Consider the following 18,230-nt stretch of genomic DNA (forward strand, 5'->3'; position numbering starts at 1 on the left):
TCCGCCGATAACTCCGCGCATCTTGGTTAATGACAATTGCGCCGGTTAACGTGCGGTAAAGCTCGGTTAACGCAGAGGGAAGAAATCCGGAGCAAGGCGCTGAAGCCGGATCTCGACCACGCCGGCCTGACGCAGCAATTCATGATCCGCGCCGCCCGGAATCCGGCGGCCGAGGTCGAGCATGGTCCAGGCCGCATCGGCGCGATTGGCCGCAAGGTGCGCCTGGGCGAGGTGCCAGTAGATGGCCGGCGCATAGGCATCCTTGTCGGCGGAATTCGCGAGCAGGACAAAGGGGTCGGTGTCGGGGAGGTCGGCTTCCGCGCCGGCGCTCGCAGCCCAGGCGATCAGCTCGTTTCCGGCGATCATGTTGGCGGCCGCTCCGCCAAAGCCCGGCGCGTCGAGATAGGGCAGGACCGCTTCATAGGCGGCCTCGGATTCGCCTGTCGACAGGCCGGCGAGCCCGGTAAAAAGCGCTTCGAATTCCGCATTGCCGAGGCCTGAAGCGACCAGCGAACCAAGCGCCTGGCAGGCTGCGCGCGAGGTGTCACCCATCTGGCATTGCCCGCGATGCGCGGAGTCCTGGTAGAGCGTCAGATAGGCCAGCGCGAGTTCGCCTTCCTGACGCAGGCGCTCCGCCGTGCCGGTGATGTCGGAACTGGCCGGCGGGTTGGCGTTGTCGATCGCACGCAAGGCGTCCGAGGCCGGGGCCGCGACGGCCGCCAGCGGACCGTCGAAGCCGGGTTCGAGACCGTCCGGCAGGGGAAAGACGGATTCGGGATCCCCGACCGACGTCAGGGTCCACACCTCGCGGCGGCCCTCCGGGCTGTTCGGACTGACGACAACGAAGCTGAATTGCTGCGGAATCGCCTCGGCGTCTGTGAAGGCTGCGAATGCATCGGGGTGCACCGGCAGCGCGTGGCGCATCCAGCCCCTGAACACGCGGACGAAGCCGGGCTGGTAGAGGCCGTAATGGCGGTCGTCCTCGGTAATGACCGGGGCCGGTTCGGCCTCGTCGTCCGCGGCCGGAGCCTCTTCGGTAGCGCCGGATTCATCGGCTTCGCCGGTGTCGCCGCGCAACAGGGCTTCGATGTCGTTCGTCGGCACGCCGGCGAATTCTTCCTCGATTTCCGTCGCCTCGTCTTCGGTCTCCGCTGCGTCTTCGTCGGTGATCCCGTCAGCAGCAGCGGCGTCGTCTGCCTGTTCGGCATTGTCGACCGCTTCTTCTTCGACGACGAAGGGATCGCCGCGCGTCGCGGACTCATCGAAGGAAAAGACATCAAGGCCGCCCGCGCGCAGCACCGAGATCATCCCGCCGGACTGCCGGACCGACAATTCCACCGGCGTCATCCTCAGACCCATCGCCGATTCCAGCCAGAAGCGGTCGAAGGCGCGGCCGGGGCCGAAGGGAATGTCCTCGAGCGTTCCGCCCCGCGACAGCGCCAGATAGGTGTCGAGCCGGCGGCGGACATCGCCATAGACGCTGGTGTTGCGATAGGTCCCGGATTCCGTGTTCGCGACCAGACGGCGATCATGTGCGAAGTCATAGAGCACGGGCGGGGTCTCGCCGGTGTCGTAGGCGAAATCGGGTCCGATCAGCAGCGTGCGGGTGAACGATTCGCCTTGCGCCTCACCCTCCATCGTCTCGACCTGGACCTGCCAGACCAGACGAATGACGGAGCCTTCCATCATCTCCGGGCGCGGATAGTCATCCGACATCAGCCACGGACCGGCTTCGGTGGCCGGGACCGGTTCCATCCCGGCCGGAGTCTCGACCGGCGCGTCGGTGTCGAGCACGAAGTCGGCCACCGCGTCCGCGGGATCGACCGCGCCCTCGCTGTCATCCTCTTCCTCCTGCACGTCCTCCGGGAAAGGAATGGTCACGCCGGGAATGGCATGCGCCGGAGCGGTGAGAAAGGCGATGAGCAGGGCAAGAATGAGCGCGCGCATGGACGAGTCCTGACGGTGGCGGATCCGGCGTGAGATGACCGGGGATTGCGGCGAGGGAAGGGCGGGGGCTGCGCGAGGTCAAGCCCATGTTTCCACAGGCGTCACCGGATTGTCGCTAAATTGACGTTGACGTTCGCGTAAACGTGAGTCAGGTTCACACACATGATCAAGCCGGTTTCACCCGCTTCATCCTTCACGATTCGCGACCTGTCGGCCGAATTCGGCGTCACGGCGCGGGCGCTGCGCTTTTACGAACAGAAGGGTCTGCTGACCCCCGACCGGAAAGGCGCCAAGCGCATCTATTCCGCTGCCGATCGTGCACGGCTTGCGCTCATCCTGCGCGGCAAGCGGGTCGGTTTCTCGCTCGACGAGATCAAGGAGATGCTGGATCTCGAAGCGATCGATTCCGGTGGCAGGGCGCACCTCCTGGAATCGGTCAAGCGGTTCCGGGAACGCATCGGCGACCTGGAACGCCAGCGCGAGGATATCGACGCGGCGATCGAGGAGCTCGAGGCCGGCTGCCGCTGGATGGAAGAACGCCTCGCCGACCGTGAACCTTCGGAAGACCTGCGCAAGCGTTTGCGTGCCTTTGAAGCCCTGGCCGAGGCGCGCATGAGCGCCTGGACAGGTGCCGCCCCCGAACCCAGCTAATCCCACTGCACGGAGACTTCTGATGCCGAGTTATTCCGCCCCCGTCCGCGACTACCAATTCCTCCTACACGAGGTTCTGGGCGTGTCGCAATACAGCAATCTTCCGGGCTTCTCCGACCTCGACAAGGAGACGCTGGACGCCATCCTCGAAGAGGGCGGCAAGTTCGCCAGCGAGGTGCTGGCGCCGATCAACCGGACCGGCGACATCCAGGGCTGCACCCGACATGACGATGGCTCCGTGACGACTCCTGACGGGTTCAAGGATGCCTACAAGCAATTCGCCGAGGCCGGCTGGATGGGCCTCGGACAGGACCCGGAATATGGCGGTCAGGGCCTGCCACACATCCTGTCGCTCGCCGTGGCGGAAATGACGTCCGGCGCGAACATGGCGTTCGGCATGTATCCCGGTCTGACGGGCGGGGCGGTGCGCGCGCTCGTCGCCGGCGGTTCGGAAGATCAGAAGCAGATGTATCTGCCGAAGATGATCTCCGGCGAATGGACCGGCACGATGAACCTCACCGAACCGCATTGCGGAACGGATCTCGGCCTTCTGCGCACCAAGGCGGTGCCGCAGGCCGATGGCAGCTACCGGATCTCGGGTCAGAAGATCTGGATTTCCTCGGGCGAGCACGATCTTTCGTCCAACATCATCCACCTTGTCCTGGCGCGCATCGAAGGTGCGCCGGACGGCGTGAAGGGCATATCGCTCTTCGTGGTGCCGAAATTCCTGCCCGATGCCAACGGTGATGCCGGTGAGCGCAACACGCTGCAGTGCGGCGGGCTCGAAGAGAAGATGGGCATCCACGGCAACGCCACTTGCGTCATGAATTATGACGGCGCGAAGGGCTGGCTGGTCGGCGAAGAGAACAAGGGCCTCAAGATCATGTTCGTCATGATGAACGAGGCGCGTCTGGGCGTCGGCCTGCAGGGGCTCGCGATCGCCGAGGCGGCGTATCAGAACTCGCTGGCCTTCGCGAAGGACCGTCTCCAGGGCCGGTCGCTGACCGGGCCGAAGAATCCCGATGGTCCGGCCGATCCGATCATCGTCCACCCGGACGTGCGCCGGATGCTGATGGACCAGAAGTCCTTCATCGCCGCGGCGCGCTGCTTCATCGCGTGGGCGGCGCTTCAGGCGGATCTCGAACACAATTCCGACGATGCCGATACGCGGGAGAAGGCGGGCGACTACATGGCGCTGCTGACCCCGATCGTGAAGGCCTATCTGACCGACAAGGGTTTCCTGTCGGCGTCGAATGGTCTGCAGGTGTTCGGCGGTTCGGGCTATGTCGAGGAATGGGGCATGAGCCAGTTCGTGCGCGATGCCCGCATCACGCTGATCTATGAAGGCACGAACGGCGTTCAGGCGCTCGACCTCGTCGGCCGCAAGCTGGCGATGAACGGCATGCGTCCGATCACCAGCTTCTTCGCCGAACTGGATGCCTGCGTGGCGGAAGGCGGCGACGAGACGGTGAAGCCCTTCCTCGACGCTGTTGCCTCGACCAAGGCGGCGCTGAAGGAAGCCACCGACTGGCTGGTCGAAAACGGCCTCAAGGACTTCAACAATGCCGGGGCGTCGAGCCACGACTACCTGCAGCTCTTCGGCCTGACCTGCCTGACCTATATGTGGGCGCTGATGGCCAAGGCCGCCGCGAAGAAGGCGGGCGATCCCTTCCACGACACCAAGCTGAAAACCGGGCGCTACTTCCTCGACCGCTGGGTCCCGGAAGCCGGAATGCACCTGGCCAAGGTCAAGGCCGGGGCGGCCTCGATGATGGCGCTCGAATCCGAGGAGTTCTGATCCATGCAAGCCGATCCGCTCAACGTCCCGAAACCGTCCTGGCTCGACCAGGAGGACGTGAACATGTTCGATCATGCCGTGCGCGGCTTCATCGAGAAGGAATGCGCACCGCATGGCGACCGCTGGGAGAAATCCGGCAAGGTCGACCGCGAAGTCTGGAACAAGGCGGGAGAAGCCGGAATTCTGGTCCCGGCCTGCCCGGAGGAATATGGCGGTGCCGGCGGTGACTGGCGTCACGACTACGTCTTCCACATGGCCGCCGCGGAAATGGGCGTCGATGGCTGGGGCGCCTCGCTGCACAACTCCATCGTCGCGCCCTATGTCTGGCATTACGGCACGGAAGAGCAGAAGCAGCGCATCTTGCCGAAAATGGTCTCCGGCGAATATGTCGGCGCCATCGCCATGTCGGAACCGGCGGCCGGCAGCGACCTGCAGGGCATCAAGACGACGGCGAAGAAGGACGGCAACGGCTACCGTATCAACGGGTCGAAGACCTTCATCACCAATGGCGGGACGGCGAATTTCATCATCGTCGTGGCCAAGACCGACCCGGCGGCCGGCGCGAAGGGCACCTCGCTCTTCATGGTTGAGACCGATGGCCTCGAAGGCTTCCGCCGCGGCCGCCTGCTCGACAAGGTCGGGCTCAAGGGCCAGGACACGGCCGAGCTGTTCTTCGACGACGTCTGGGTTCCCTCCGAAGCGCTGCTGGGCACGGAGGAAGGCCAGGGCTTCATCCAGCTGATGCAGCAATTGCCGCAGGAACGCCTGCAGATCGCGGTGCAGGGCGTGGGCATGATGAAGCGGGCACTCGACGAGACGATCCGCTACGTCAAGGAACGCCATGCCTTCGGCAAGCCGATCATCGCCTTCCAGAACACGCAGTTCAAACTGGCCGAGTTGAAGACCAAGGCGACGATCGCCGAGGTGTTCTGCCACCACTGCTCGGAGCGCCTCATCGAGGGCACGCTCGATGCCTCGACCGCCTCGATGGCGAAATACTGGGTCTCGGACATCCAGTGCGAGCTGGTCGATGAATGCGTCCAGCTGCACGGCGGCTACGGCTTCATGAACGAGTATCCGATCGCCCGCATGTGGCGGGATTCGCGCGTGCAGCGCATCTATGGCGGCACGAACGAAATCATGAAGCTGCTGATCTCGCGGACGCTTTAGTCCCTATCGATTTAACGGGAGTTACCCCCATGACCGAAGCCTATATCTACGACGCCACGCGCACGCCGCGCGGCAAGGGTAAGAAGAACGGCTCGCTGCACGAGATTACCGCGCTGCAGCTGGCCACCCAGCAACTCCAGGCGATCCGCGATCGCAACAATCTGGACACGGCCCACGTCGACGACGTGATCCTGGGCTGCGTCTCGCCGGTCGGCGAGCAGGGTTCCGACATCGCCCGCGCGGCGGTGATCAACGCCAACTACGCGGAGTCGACGGCGGGCGTGCAGATCAACCGTTTCTGCGCCTCGGGCCTTGAAGCGACCAACATGGCCGCCGCGAAGGTGATGTCCGGCGAAGCCGAAATGGCGATCGGCGGCGGCGTCGAGGCGATGAGCCGCGTGCCGATGGGTTCCGATGGCGGCGCGATGGCCGCCGACCCGGAAATGGCCTTCGACCATTATTTCGTGCCGCAAGGCGTCGGGGCCGACCTGATCGCCACGCTTGGCGGATATTCGCGCGACGATGTCGACGCCTATGCCGTGGAAAGCCAGAAGCGCGCCGCGAAGGCGTGGGAAGAAGGCCGGTTCAAGAAGTCGGTCGTGCCGGTGAAGAACCAGCTCGGCCTGACGCAGCTCGACCATGACGAGCTGATGCGCCCGGACACCGACATGCAGTCGCTGGCCTCGCTCAATCCGGCATTCAAGGATCTTTCGGCTTTCGTCGGTTTCGATGCGGTCGCGATCCAGAAATATCCGCATGTGGAGAAGATCAACTTCGTCCACCACGCCGGCAATTCCTCGGGCATCGTCGATGGCGCAGCCGCCATCCTCGTCGGCAACAAGGAGATCGGCGAGAGGCTGGGCCTCAAGCCCCGCGCCCGCATCCGGGCCATGGCGTCGATCGGGTCGGAGCCGACCATCATGCTGACCGGTCCGGCGCCGTCCGCGAAGAAGGCGCTGAAGAAGGCGGGCATGAGCGCGGAGGATATCGACCTCTACGAGATGAACGAGGCCTTCGCCTCGGTCGTGCTGCGCTTCATGGACGATATGGGCATTTCCCATGACCAGACCAACGTCAATGGCGGCGCCATCGCGATGGGTCACCCGCTGGGTGCCACCGGCGCGATGATCCTCGGCACGCTGCTCGACGAGCTGGAGCGCACCGGCAAGGGCACCGGCCTCGCCACGCTCTGCGTCGGCGGCGGCATGGGCACGGCCACCATCATCGAGCGCGTCTAGGATCGGACCGAAGGATCAAACAGATGAAACACTTCAAACTTGAAATCGATTCCGACGGCATTGCGCTGATCACCTTCGACAGCCCGGGCCGGTCGATGAACGTCCTGTCCGGCGAGGTGATCGCCGAGGTGCAGGAATTCACCAAAAAGATCGCCAGTGACGACGCCATCAAGGGCGCGGTCATCACTTCGGGCAAGCAGGGCAGCTTTTGTGCCGGGGCCGACCTGTCGGAACTCGGCGGCGGCATGGCCGACCTGAAGAACCTCTCCGAGGACGAGGCCAAGCAGAAGCTGTTCGACATGGCGTTCGCGCTCAACGCGACGCTGCGCCAGCTGGAAACCTGCGGCAAGCCGGTCGCCGCGGCGATCAACGGCATTGCGCTGGGCGGCGGTTTCGAGGTGACGCTGGCCTGCCATTACCGCGTCATGGCCGACCACCCGAAAGTCAAGCTGGGTCTGCCCGAATCCCTCGTCGGCGTTCTGCCGGGCGGCGGCGGCACGCAGCGTCTGCCGCGCCTTGTCGGCGTGATGAATGCCGCACCGATCATGCTGCAGGGCAAGCAGTTCGACGGCGCCACCGCGCTGCAGCAAGGCCTCGTCCAGGCGGTCGTGCCGATGGACCAGATCGTCGCCAGGGCGAAGGCGCTGGTGAAGGAAAACCCGCTTCAGTCGAAACAACCCTGGGACGGCGACAAGTTCAAGATCCCCGGCGGCGCGGTCTACACGCCGCAGGGCATGCAGGTGTTCGGTGCGGCCAACCCGATGCTGCGCAAGGAAACCTGGGGCAATTACCCGGCCCAGCGCTACATCCTGTCCTGCGTCTATGAAGGCATTCAGGTGCCGATCGATGCGGGTCTCCGGATCGAGAGCCGGTACTTCACCAAGCTTCTGATGCGGCCGGAAAGCCGCAACATGATCCGCTCGCTCTTCCTGTCGAAACAGGCGCTGGAAAAGGGCGGTCGCCGCCCCGCCGGACAGGAGAGGGAAGAGGTCAAGAGGATCGCCGTGATCGGTGCCGGCTTCATGGGCGCGGGCATCACCACGGTTTCGGCGCAGGCCGGGATCGAAGTCGTGCTGATCGATGTCAGCCAGGAAGGTGCCGACAAGGGCAAGAAGCACGCCACCGACTTCTTCGAAAAGGGAGCGCAGCGTGGCAAGCTGACCGCCGAGAAGGCGCAGAAGCTGGCCGACCTGATCACCCCGACGACCGACTATTCCATGCTGAAGGACGTCGATCTCGTCATCGAGGCGGTGTTCGAGGACAGCGAGCTGAAGCACAAGATCACGAAGATGGCCGAAGAGCACATGCCGGAAGGCGCGATCTTCGGATCGAACACCTCGACCATTCCGATCACCTCGCTGGCCAAGGCGTCGTTGCGGCCGGAGAATTTCATCGGCGTGCACTTCTTCTCGCCGGTGGAAAAGATGATGCTGGTCGAGCTGATCGTCGGCGAGAAGACCGGCGACCGGGCAATCTCGCTGTGCATCGACTATGTCGCGAAGATCAAGAAGACCCCGATCGTCGTCGCCGACACGCGCGGCTTCTACGCCAATCGCTGCGTCATGCGCTATATCGAGCAGGGCATGGCGATGCTGTCGGAAGGCTATATGCCGGCGCTGATCGAGAATGGCGCGAAGGCCGCCGGCATGCCGGTCGGGCCGCTCTCGCTGCAGGACGAGGTCGCCATCGATCTCGGCTACAAGGTGCTGCAGCAGACCAAGCGCGACCTCGGTCCGGACTACAATCCGGGACCGACCGAGGCGATCATCACCGGCATGTATGAGGCCGGTCGCTTTGGCCGCAAGAATGGCAAGGGCTTCTACGTCTATACCGACGCCGGCAAGCATCTGTGGGACAATCTCGGTCAGTTCGCGCTGAACGGCGTCCTGCCGCTGGGCGAGCAGCCGTCACTGCAGCTGATCAAGGACCGCATCCTCTATGCCCAGGCGATCGAGGCGGCGCGGACCATGGCCGAAGGCATTGTCGAAGACCCGCGCGAGGCCGATGTCGGCTCGATCCTGGGCTGGGGCTTCGCGCCCTATACCGGCGGTGTCCTGTCCTTCATCGATACGGTGGGCGTCGCGAATTTCGTGACCCGCGCCGATGAGCTGGCCGCCAGGTATGGCGACCCGTTCAAGGTGCCGGACCTGCTGCGCGAGATGGCCCAGAAAGGCGAAAGCTTCTACGGCCGCTTCGGCAAGGACAAGGCAGCGGCTTGATTTGAATACAATCAAGAGCGGTAAGGCGGGCGCCCGCAGGCGCCCGCCTTTCGTTAAAATTCGACGCTGAAGGCGCGGACGCAAATCAAAAAAATCAAGAAATTCTTAATGTTCAAGTCAAGTTAGAAGATTCTGCGAACAAGACTTGATTTCATGCTACATTCTCCCGCAGGAGCGACACTGCAGGAGGGGTAGATGGAATTCATGCTGCCGAACCGGGGACTACGCTGGATCCTGGCATTCCTGGTTTCAACTCTATTCTTTGTGGCAATCGGACCTGCCGCGTCGGCGCAGGTGATCTACCCGGCCGGCCAGTTCAACTGGGTGAACATCACGCAGGGCGAATGTTTCAATCGCGCCCGGCAGGCCGCCCGGCAGGCCAATTCCGCGTTCGGACTCGGCCTTACCATCGGCGACTATGACGGCTGGCTGGTCGGAAACAGCAACGAGCCCATCCACCTTCAGATTGCCTGTGTCGGTGACGACAACACAGAGCGCCTCGCGAATGCTGCAGCGCCGCGCGTGCTCATCGTCATCGAAGTCAATTCGCTGCAGCAGAATTCCGGAAACATCCGGAATTATCTGCGCGACTGCATGCTGAACGGTGTTTGTGCAGGACAAAATTCCGGTGGCGGCAACCCCGGCGGCGGAGGGGGCGGAGGCCCCAGCGACCCACGGGCCCGCGACGCCAATTGGGGAACAAGCGCCCGTGAATTTCGTGGTCAGGATAACATGGCCTTCCTGTTCCGGTGTCCCGAGCGGGGCAATAGCAGCCATGGGGCGGTCTGGGGATCGGGCATCTATACCGATGATTCCTCCATCTGCACGGCGGCGAAATTCGAAGGCTGGATCGGCGATGCCGGCGGGCTGGTCTGGATCCAGATCCTGCCTGGCCAGCAAAGCTACCAAGCTGGTTCACGCAATGGCCTGACGACATCGGCCTACGGCGCCTATCACGGCAGTTTCCGCTTCGTTCAGGTGGAGCGCTGAGCCATGAAAAAGGGAAAGATATCGAGACGGTCCTTCCTGCTACAGGTCTCGGGAGGTGCCCTGGCAAGCGGATCGCTTGGCGTCGTGACCGGCGAAGCCTGGGCCAGGCAGACGCCCTATGTCGACCGAGATCCCAACGACCCCGTGGGCCGGGGCCGCGGCGGGGCAGGAAGCTATGTCTATACCGGCATGACCGATGCCGATGGCGGTCCCAATGCCGACCCGGCGGGAGGGGGCACGGGCGGAACGCAGGCACCCGGGCGGAACTACACCGGGATCACGGACTCCGATGGCGGACAGAATGCCGATCCAGTCGGTCAGGGGCGCGGCGGCGGCACCGGGATCACCGATGCCGACCAGGGTGCTGGTGCCGACGCGGCGGGCAGGGGACGCGGAACGGTGCAAGGCGGCAACCGGCACTATACCGGGCTTACGGACCACGATACGCGTGACGAGCGCGGATATGGCGGCACGTTCAACGTTCGTGACAGTGATTTTCGCGATGGTGTGCGGCCTCCGGGAAGTCCGCAACGCAACCCGCGCACCGGATATTCCGATCAGGACCCGACCGATCTCTCGGGCCGGGGGACCGGCGGTCGGCTTCCGGGCGTCAGCGACAATGATACGCGTGATCGAATCGGTCAGGGACGATCGACCGGCCGATACACCGGCTATACCGACACCGATACCGGCACCAACGCCGACCGCGCCGGCTACGGGAATGGCGGCCTGGCGCAATACCGTCGCTATTCCGGTCTGACAGACTCGGACAGAGGGACGAATGCCGATGCCGCGGGCTATGGCCGGGGCTCGCAGTCCGGCCGAGGGAGTGGCGGAGGCAGCGGCTATACCGGCCTGACGGACGCCGACAACGGTGCCAACGCAGACACTGCGGGATATGGCCGTGGCAGCGGCAACCGGAAGCGCCGGTAATCCGATCACCAATTCCGGGTCGCGACACAAATGCGCTGGCCCGAAATATGGCGACCCGTTCAAGGTGCCGGACCTGCTGCGCGAAATGGCCCAGAAGGGGGAGAGCTTCTACTCCCGCTTCGGCAAGGACAAGGCAGCGGCGTAGGTCAACCGACATAGGGTCCCCGTGCAAACGGGGACCCGAATGTCCCGCCACACTTCGGACTCCCGCTTTCGCGGGAGCCCCATGTATTTATGACTCCACACACGAAGGCCTGTCTTCAGCCGCCACAAGGCGGTGTCTCGAAGGGCGGGCCTTTTTCATTGTGGCGGTGTTTCGCCCGCCTCCTCCTCATCGCGCAGCCTTGTGCGCTGCTTTCGAAGGCTGTGGGGATAATTCTCGGTGTCGCCGTATTCGAGGAAGGCCGGGTAGCGCTTGTGGGTGCCCTTGATGCGTTCGGCGTGCTTGATCGGGCACCAGTATTGCTCGGTGCGCGAGGCGATTTCCTGGACATAGGCCAGTACGCCGTTGGCGTAGGAGCAGTAGAGGCAGTTCAGCTTCTGCATCCAGTTGAGATAGGCCAGCCGGTGGCGGTCGAAGACCAGGTATTCGCGCCGTTTCACCTGCCGCAGCCCGTAAACCCGGAAGCAGATCGCCTGGAACAGGCTCGCCACCGCATCGAGCAAGGCAATCGGTACGAGGACGGCGTAGATGAAGGGCGCGGTGAGGATTTCGAGAAAACCCGACTGTGCCAGGAAGCGCCCGGCGGAAATCTTCAACTCCCGTTGCCGTTCCTTTACGGCCTCGGTGAAGCGGGCGCGGCCTTCGGTGAAGCGGTAGCCGAGTTCGCGCCGCCGCGCGATCAGCTCAGTCTCCAACTCCTCCTCGAGCGCCCGGATATGCGCGATCAGATCGTTGATGTCGCGAGCCATGGTGATGCCTCCGCCGTCGAACCGGCACGCCCATCATGGCATGGATCGCGACGAGGGAGCGAAGTCTTGTCCTTCAACCGGCGTGACTGCGCCCACTCGGGCTGACAAGATCGTGACTCCCCTTCCGCCGCCGCGGGACTAGTCTGGCTGTGCCAAAGAGGGGGAGCGCCATGATCCGTTTGACCACCATCCTGTCCGCGCTCGCCGTGCTGACCGGAAATGCCTTCGCTCAGGACGAAGCGCCGGACCTGTTCGCGTTGATCTCGGACCGCGACATGGCGGGTCTCGAAGCGGCGATCGAAGCCGGAGCGGACGTCAACCAGCGCCAGAGCGAAGGACTCGAAGCCACGCCGCTGATGTGGTCGACGGGGCGTGAGGCGAACTACACCCGGGTGCTGCTGGAGGCCGGGGCCGAGGTCGATGTGCGCGATGCGATGGGCGATCCGGCGATCAACTGGGCGGCTTATTACGGCAATACGGATGCGATCGCGCTGCTGCTCGCCGCCGGAGCGGATACCGATTTGATCGGGCATGGCACGCCGGTCGAGATCGTCATGCGACGCGGGCATGAGGCTTCGTTCGCGCTGCTGCTCGACCATCGCGGAGAACGCCCGGATCGCAGCGCGGCCGAAGCAGCACTGGAGGCAGCGGCTCTGGCGGGCGACGGAGAGTCCATTGCGGTGCTGGCGCCCTATGTCGATATGGCCACCGCCCGCGACTGGGCCGGGCGGCCTGTGCTGCACGCCGCGGCGCGGGCGAACCGCGCCGATGCAGTGACTGCGTTGATCGCGGCGGGGGCTCCGGTCGACGGGGAAGATTCGATCGGCTTTACCGCGCTGTTCGAAGCATCTCGGGACGGCGCGCTGGACGCGGTCGAAGCGCTGATCGCCGCCGGTGCGGACGTGAACCATGTCAGCAACGAGAATGCGCTGTCGCTGACGGCGCTGCATCTTGCGGCGATCGGCAATCATGTCGATGTGGTCGGAGCCCTGCTGGGCTCCGGGGCGGATACGGACGCCGTGGGCACGATGGGCGCGACCCCGCTGATGTGGGCCGCGTTCGAAGGCTCGCACGAGGCGGCACTGCGCCTCGTCGAGGCGGGCACCGATCTGTCGGTGGAAGGCCGGTTCGGCGATACGGCGCTTTCGGCTGCCGAAGCCTATGAATGGGACGATGTCGTTCGGGCGATCCGGGAAAGACTGCCCGAATAACGGAACAGGCATGCCGGGCCGGGCGTTTTCTCCTCAAGTCACAATGGAGGAGTGCCATGGCCGACCGATACGATGGCCCCGATGCCGCCCCGACTCCCGACGAATCGGAGATTTTCGATGAGGACAAGCATGGCGGGCGGGCCGATCAGCGCCGCCCCGACGCGGGCAAGGGGTTCGCTCCAGTCGATGAAAGCATTGCCGGTCGTCAGGGCGAACGGTTCGACGAGACCGTTCCCCAAGACGCCGCCGAACGCGCCGGACGTGATCGCGGCGTCGCAGCCGGCGAGGGCGCCGAGCTGAACGGCGTCCGGCCCGAAAGCGAAACCGAAGCAGCGCTCGAGCGGGCCGCGAACAACGATACGCCCGAGGGCAAGCCGAAGGATCCCAAACAGGATCGCGGTGATGTCGACGAGGCGCTGAAAGAGACATTCCCGGCATCCGACCCGCCGGCCTGGTCGCCGGGCACGGCGGACCCCTCGAATATCAAGAATCCCGAGGACGAGAAGAAAAAGAAATGAGTTGAAGCCCGCCATTCCGGCGGGCTTTTTCTATTGCGGCGGGAAGTCCCAGACATCCATCGCGAGTGCGGCGTGCGACCAGCTTTGGTGGAGCGGTCTGCCTGGGCCGCCCGTCGCGGCCATTGCCGCTATGAGCGGCAGAAAATGTTCCGGTGTCGGGTGATTGCGTTGCGCCTGCGGGGCCGACCGCCATTGCCGGATCGCATTCGAGTCACCGGACCGGAAGACTTCGCGCGTCCAGGCGGCAAAGTCTTCGGCGAAGGCCAGCGGGGTTTCGTCCTCCGCGGCTCCGAGCGCGTCGCGCAGGGAATGCGTCATCGACCCCGAAAAGATCAACTGCACGCCCTCTTTCGCCAGCGCGGCGAGGGCGCGTCCGAGCGTCACGGTGTCGTCTTCGCTGGCGTGCCGTCCCGGCAGTGAGACCTGCATGACGGGCGCAACCGGGTGCGGGTCGATCAGGGCCAGCGGAACCCAGACGCCGTGATCGAGGCCACGATTCGGGTCAGCGACCGCCTTCAGTCCCTCGGCTTCGATCAACTTGACGATCCTCTCAGCGAGCGCCGCGTCGCCTTTGGCATTGTATTGAAACGTCTCAAGCACCGGGCCAAAGCCACGGAAGTCGTGGATCGTTTCGGGGCGCTGTGAGGCCGTGACCCGGATCGGGCTGCTTTCCCAATGGGCGGAGACGACGACCCAGGCCTTTGGCTGACCGAGCGTCGGACCCCAGCTGCGCAGGAAGGCGTTGGCGCGCGACCGGTCAATCAGAAGGCTCGGGGCGCCATGCGAGAGGAATATCGGGTTTCGGACGGTCATCGGTTGCTCCCGTGGATCATACCGATTTCACATGACACGCTTTCCGGAATTCATTAATAGCGCGATATACGCCTTATCGTTTCCGGGATGACACAAATGGACCGAATCGACTCCCTGCGTCTGTTCGCCGCCGTCGCCGAGCTTGGCAGCTTTACCAAGGCGGCCGAACGCGAGGGAATGACGCCCGGTGCGGCCTCGAAGCAGATTACCGCGCTGGAGGCGCGCATGCAGGCGCGTCTGCTGGAACGGACCACGCGGTCCGTGCGCCTGACCGATGCCGGAACCGCACTGCTCGAACGGGTCAGGCCCTGGCTGGCGGAATACGAAGCGCTCGAAAGCGGTCTCGCGGAGGACAATTCCGCTCCGGTCGGCCTGCTGCGCGTGTCCGCGCCGGTCGATTTCGGGGCGCGGCGGCTGATGAAGCCGGTGTCCGACTTCATGGCGCAATGGCCGGGTGTGGAAGTGCGGATGTCGCTGTCGGACCGGATGGTCGACCTGGTCGACGAAGGTTTCGATGTCGCGGTCCGGATCGGCCTGCTGGCGGATTCAACCCTGATTGCCAAGCGCCTGGCGGCGGCCTGCATGACGATCGTGGCCGCGCCATCCTATCTCGAATCGGCGGGGTCACCGGAAACGCCGGACGATCTCACCCGGCATGACTGCATCATCGACCGCAACAAGCCCGCCCCGCAGCAATGGAATTTCACCCGCAACGGCCGGACGACCGAAGTCCGGATCAAGGGCCGGCTGACGCTGAACGGCGCGACAGCGGCCATCGAGGCCGCGGCACAGGGTGTCGGTATCGCCTGCTCGCCGGAATGGGCGGCGCGCGAGGCGCTGGACCAGGGCCGCGTGGTGCGCATCCTGCCGGACTGGGAGCCCGATCACCGCGATCTGTGGGCGGTCTACCCCTCGAGCCGCTACCTCGCCCGCCGGGTACGGTTGTTCGTCGATCACCTCGCCGCGTCGTTCGGCGACCGGGTCTAGCGGCGGTTTCCGCCCCAGGGCGGGAAGGCGCCCCTTCCGGTCAGTGTCGCGGCCATGATGTTGCGGATGACCGGCAGGCGGGAAAGCGGGCCGAACAGCAGATCGCGCCAGAAGGCGAGAAAGCGCGAGCGGCTCTGAAACAGCGGGGTCAGCGCCCAACTCGCCCAGCTGTAGAAGCGCACGGTTGGCCGCCGCCTGTTTTCGAACCGCGTGAGGACCGGATGCAGAAGCCGCCCCGGTTCGAGCGTGTCAGCCAGTGCGACCGCGTCGCCGAGCGCCAGATTGGCACCCTGTCCGAGTTGCGGACTGGTGCCGTGTGCCGCATCGCCAATCAGCACCGCCTGTCCCCGATGCCAGCGCGAGCAACGTATGTCGCGATAGGTCGCCAGCGAAAAGCCCGACAGGTCCGCCTCACCGTCGAGCAGCGTGGCGCTTTCGGGCCAATGCCGGTTGAGCTGACGGCGAAAGGCTGACAGGCCGTCGGTCCGCCAGGCCGGTTCATCGGCCGGGCGCAATGACCAGAACAGGCTGACCGAGGCGTCCCGGTCCGGATGAAGGGGGTCGCGGCCAACGGGCAGGATGCCGATCATGACCTCACAGCCGCGGTAGATCTGTGCCAGTTCGCCCTCGCGGGTCCAACGCCCGTCCCGGTCTTCAACCACCGCCCAGACCGCACCCCAGGGATAGAGCCGCTCGCGCGCGCCGGGGCAGATGGCGCGGCGCAGGGTCGAATGGGTGCCATCGGCAATGACGGCGAGATCGGCTGGAGGGGTTTCGTCTTCGTTCGCCAGGATGAAGCGCGGCTGGCCGCCTTCGGTGAGGCCTGCGATCTCCGCTCCGGTTTCGATCCGTGCACCCGCTTCGAGCGCCGAAGTGTGGAGCAGGCCGAACAGGCTGGCGCGGTGAATTCCGACACCATGGTCATCCGCCGCCGCCTCGGCGTAGCGCAGGTCCATCACCCGCCGTCCCGCGGGCGTTCGGCCGTACAGCCGTTCGATGCGCGCGCCCGCCTGACATGCGGCCGGTTCGAGCCCGAGCCAACGCAGCGCGGCCAGTCCCGATGGCTGGAGCAACAAGCCCGCACCGAGCGGACGCGGTTCGCTGAAGCGTTCGTAGAGCGTTACATCGTGACCGGCCCGGGCCAGCGCCGACGCCGCTGCCAGTCCGGCGATTCCGCAGCCGGCAATTGCTACCCTCACTGCAGACTCCCTGTGGAAAACCCTGTGAAGACGCGGTCGAAAAGCCTGGGGGAAGGCCGTGAAGGCGCGCGGGGAAAACTACTCCGCCGGCGGAGTCCACCGGATCTCGTAGATGACGGCGTTGGCGAGAATTTCGGCAGGCGGCAGTTCGCCGTCCGGGCCTTCATAGCCCTCCGGCCGCAGCCAGTAGCCGACGGCGCTGTTACGCGGATCGAGGCAGACGACATTGCCCGACCGTTCCTCGGCGCCGGGCCAGCAAGCCATGCCTTCGAATTGCGCCTCGCCGTACGTCTGTCCGATGCGGCCTGCGGGATTGGCGATCTTGTCGCGCTCGCGGACCGCAACCGCGAAGATCAGGTCGGATCCGGGAATGCCCGCGACCACGATCACCGGCTCGCTGGCGCCGCGAGGCACCGCCATCGTCACCGGATAGGGGCTGCCTTCGCTTTCCAGTTCGCTTTCCACGAGGTCATAGCCGGGCAGGGCGGCTGCGAGCGCCCCGGATGTGTAGGGCGTTGCCGGATCGAAGGGGCCGAATGCGCGCGCGGTGATTTCCCAGGCCCGCGTCGCGTCGGGATCAGGATCGTCCGACACTGCGCCGCCCTGCGGCTCCGCGGTTGTCGACCCGTCCGGCAGGCTGGCAGCGGGACTGGCTGCATCCTCGGTCTCGGGCGTGGCGGAATCGGAACATCCCGCTGCCATCAGGGCCAGCGCCGGGATGATCAGGTGCATGTGACGGTACTTCATGGCAATATCCTTCACGGCAGGGACTTCAGAGTATTCAGGGGGGACTCCATGAAACACGCAATTGCGGCAATTGTCGCGGGGCTCGCCGTCACGGCGTGCGCCACGACGGGATCGTCGACTGGCGACGGCATGGCCATGCCGTCCGCAGCGACCGCGGCGTTTGACTACGCCCCTTCGCGCGACGACGCACCGCGCATTACCTCTTCGCGCTTCGGCTATGACCTGGCGGGCGAAAACGGCTGGTCCGGCGAAATGCGCTTCATCGACGAGGGCGGCGTGCCGGTCATCGTGCTGACGCTGTACGGACCTGACGGCGCGCCGACGGCGGCCGAACTCAATATCGACATGCCCTATCTTGGCAACGGGATGCGCAGCTTCTCCGGCGAGACGAATTCCGGCGTGCCGGTACATGTCGCGCTGCAGGCCGGACCATGCAGCACCGCAGGTACCGAACCAACCCACTATGCCAGCATCGAGGTCGGCCCTTCGGCAATGCGCGGCTGCGCGTCCGAGAGTGCCGAGACCGAACGCTGGTCGCGCGGCCTCATGCGTTACCTTGCGGCGATCGATGCGTGTTCCCGCGAAGTGCCCGACGCCGAGCATGTCACGATGGCTCAGCCGAGCGGGGGCGGGACCGGCGTGCGCCTGTCCGATACGCAAGGCCGCCGCTGGGAGTGCACGACGCGCAGCGATGGCACGGTCAACGCGGTGCGGGCGCTGGATCCCGCTGACGTGCTTCTGGGCGAGGGCGACCCGATCTTCGTGCGCAGCGACCTGCCGCCGAACGGGGAGGGCTGTTACGCCTACGAGGCGGTGCGATTTGGCGATGGCCGTCTGATCGGGGCGTTCGGATACGATACCTGCGTCGGACCGGGTGGCGCGGTCGGCTGACGCCCG

At 65.1% G+C, this 18,230-nt stretch carries 17 protein-coding genes; 12 read left to right on the forward strand and 5 right to left on the reverse strand.

Going from position 1 to position 18,230, the window contains the following annotated elements; genetic code table 11:
• Positions 1-66 precede the first annotated feature (66 nt).
• Entirely contained in the window at positions 67-1,947 is a 1,881-nt protein-coding gene (locus ACFOOR_RS10005) for a hypothetical protein (protein ID WP_343164228.1), read from the reverse strand.
• Between the two features lie 162 nt (positions 1,948-2,109).
• On the opposite strand from ACFOOR_RS10005, the gene ACFOOR_RS10010 reads away from it, so the two are divergent.
• From ACFOOR_RS10010 to ACFOOR_RS10045, 8 genes are all read left to right on the forward strand, one after another.
• Complete coding sequence (locus ACFOOR_RS10010) at positions 2,110-2,598, forward strand: MerR family transcriptional regulator (RefSeq protein ID WP_343164229.1); 489 nt, start codon at positions 2,110-2,112, stop codon at positions 2,596-2,598.
• Between the two features lie 22 nt (positions 2,599-2,620).
• A complete protein-coding gene (locus ACFOOR_RS10015; RefSeq protein WP_343164230.1) occupies positions 2,621-4,396 on the forward strand; it encodes an acyl-CoA dehydrogenase C-terminal domain-containing protein in 1,776 nt (591 codons plus the stop codon).
• A 3-nt stretch (positions 4,397-4,399) separates the two neighbouring features.
• On the forward strand, positions 4,400-5,566 hold the full coding sequence (locus ACFOOR_RS10020) for an acyl-CoA dehydrogenase family protein (protein WP_343164231.1): 1,167 nt from the start codon (positions 4,400-4,402) through the stop codon (positions 5,564-5,566).
• A gap of 29 nt (positions 5,567-5,595) precedes the next feature.
• On the forward strand, positions 5,596-6,804 hold the full coding sequence (locus ACFOOR_RS10025; protein WP_343164232.1) for an acetyl-CoA C-acetyltransferase: 1,209 nt from the start codon (positions 5,596-5,598) through the stop codon (positions 6,802-6,804).
• A 23-nt stretch (positions 6,805-6,827) separates the two neighbouring features.
• Entirely contained in the window at positions 6,828-9,023 is a 2,196-nt protein-coding gene (locus ACFOOR_RS10030; protein WP_343164233.1) for a 3-hydroxyacyl-CoA dehydrogenase NAD-binding domain-containing protein, read from the forward strand.
• A 195-nt stretch (positions 9,024-9,218) separates the two neighbouring features.
• Positions 9,219-10,013, forward strand: coding sequence for an LCCL domain-containing protein (locus tag ACFOOR_RS10035; protein ID WP_343164234.1), 795 nt, complete (start codon positions 9,219-9,221; stop codon positions 10,011-10,013).
• 3 nt (positions 10,014-10,016) lie between these two features.
• Positions 10,017-10,946 carry a hypothetical protein gene (locus ACFOOR_RS10040; RefSeq protein ID WP_343164235.1) on the forward strand — a complete coding sequence of 310 codons (930 nt, stop codon included), beginning with the start codon at positions 10,017-10,019 and terminating at the stop codon, positions 10,944-10,946.
• On the forward strand, positions 10,918-11,091 hold the full coding sequence (locus tag ACFOOR_RS10045) for a hypothetical protein (protein ID WP_343164236.1): 174 nt from the start codon (positions 10,918-10,920) through the stop codon (positions 11,089-11,091). The genes ACFOOR_RS10040 and ACFOOR_RS10045 overlap by 29 nt, the downstream gene beginning before the upstream one ends.
• A 155-nt stretch (positions 11,092-11,246) precedes the next feature.
• Here the strand turns inward: ACFOOR_RS10045 and ACFOOR_RS10050 are convergent, their stop codons facing one another.
• Entirely contained in the window at positions 11,247-11,858 is a 612-nt protein-coding gene (locus ACFOOR_RS10050) for a hypothetical protein (protein ID WP_343164237.1), read from the reverse strand.
• Positions 11,859-12,028: 170 nt separating this feature from the next.
• On the opposite strand from ACFOOR_RS10050, the gene ACFOOR_RS10055 reads away from it, so the two are divergent.
• Together ACFOOR_RS10055 and ACFOOR_RS10060 are read left to right on the forward strand one after the other, a co-directional pair.
• Positions 12,029-13,069, forward strand: coding sequence for an ankyrin repeat domain-containing protein (locus tag ACFOOR_RS10055; protein WP_343164238.1), 1,041 nt, complete (start codon positions 12,029-12,031; stop codon positions 13,067-13,069).
• A 56-nt stretch (positions 13,070-13,125) separates the two neighbouring features.
• The gene (locus tag ACFOOR_RS10060; protein ID WP_343164239.1) at positions 13,126-13,587 is read left to right on the forward strand and encodes a hypothetical protein; all 462 of its coding nucleotides are present in this window, start codon (positions 13,126-13,128) and stop codon (positions 13,585-13,587) included.
• A gap of 30 nt (positions 13,588-13,617) precedes the next feature.
• On the opposite strand, the gene ACFOOR_RS10065 is transcribed toward ACFOOR_RS10060, so the two are convergent.
• The gene (locus ACFOOR_RS10065; protein WP_343164240.1) at positions 13,618-14,400 is read right to left on the reverse strand and encodes a DODA-type extradiol aromatic ring-opening family dioxygenase; all 783 of its coding nucleotides are present in this window, start codon (positions 14,398-14,400) and stop codon (positions 13,618-13,620) included.
• 96 nt (positions 14,401-14,496) lie between these two features.
• Between ACFOOR_RS10065 and ACFOOR_RS10070 the strand changes: the two genes are divergently transcribed.
• Positions 14,497-15,387 (forward strand): LysR family transcriptional regulator, encoded by an 891-nt coding sequence (locus ACFOOR_RS10070; protein WP_343164241.1) that lies wholly within the window; start codon positions 14,497-14,499, stop codon positions 15,385-15,387.
• Here the strand turns inward: ACFOOR_RS10070 and ACFOOR_RS10075 are convergent.
• Positions 15,384-16,586 (reverse strand): FAD-dependent oxidoreductase, encoded by a 1,203-nt coding sequence (locus ACFOOR_RS10075; protein ID WP_343164242.1) that lies wholly within the window; start codon positions 16,584-16,586, stop codon positions 15,384-15,386. The two genes, ACFOOR_RS10070 and ACFOOR_RS10075, sit on opposite strands and share 4 nt — an antisense overlap.
• 78 nt (positions 16,587-16,664) lie before the next feature.
• Complete coding sequence (locus ACFOOR_RS10080; protein ID WP_343164243.1) at positions 16,665-17,333, reverse strand: hypothetical protein; 669 nt, start codon at positions 17,331-17,333, stop codon at positions 16,665-16,667.
• Positions 17,334-17,381: 48 nt separating this feature from the next.
• On the opposite strand from ACFOOR_RS10080, the gene ACFOOR_RS10085 reads away from it, so the two are divergent.
• Positions 17,382-18,224 (forward strand): hypothetical protein, encoded by an 843-nt coding sequence (locus ACFOOR_RS10085; protein WP_343164244.1) that lies wholly within the window; start codon positions 17,382-17,384, stop codon positions 18,222-18,224.
• The last annotated feature ends 6 nt before the right edge of the window (positions 18,225-18,230 follow it).

It is taken from the genome of Hyphobacterium vulgare (genome assembly GCF_042643335.1).
Lineage (GTDB): Bacteria > Pseudomonadota > Alphaproteobacteria > Caulobacterales > Maricaulaceae > Hyphobacterium > Hyphobacterium vulgare.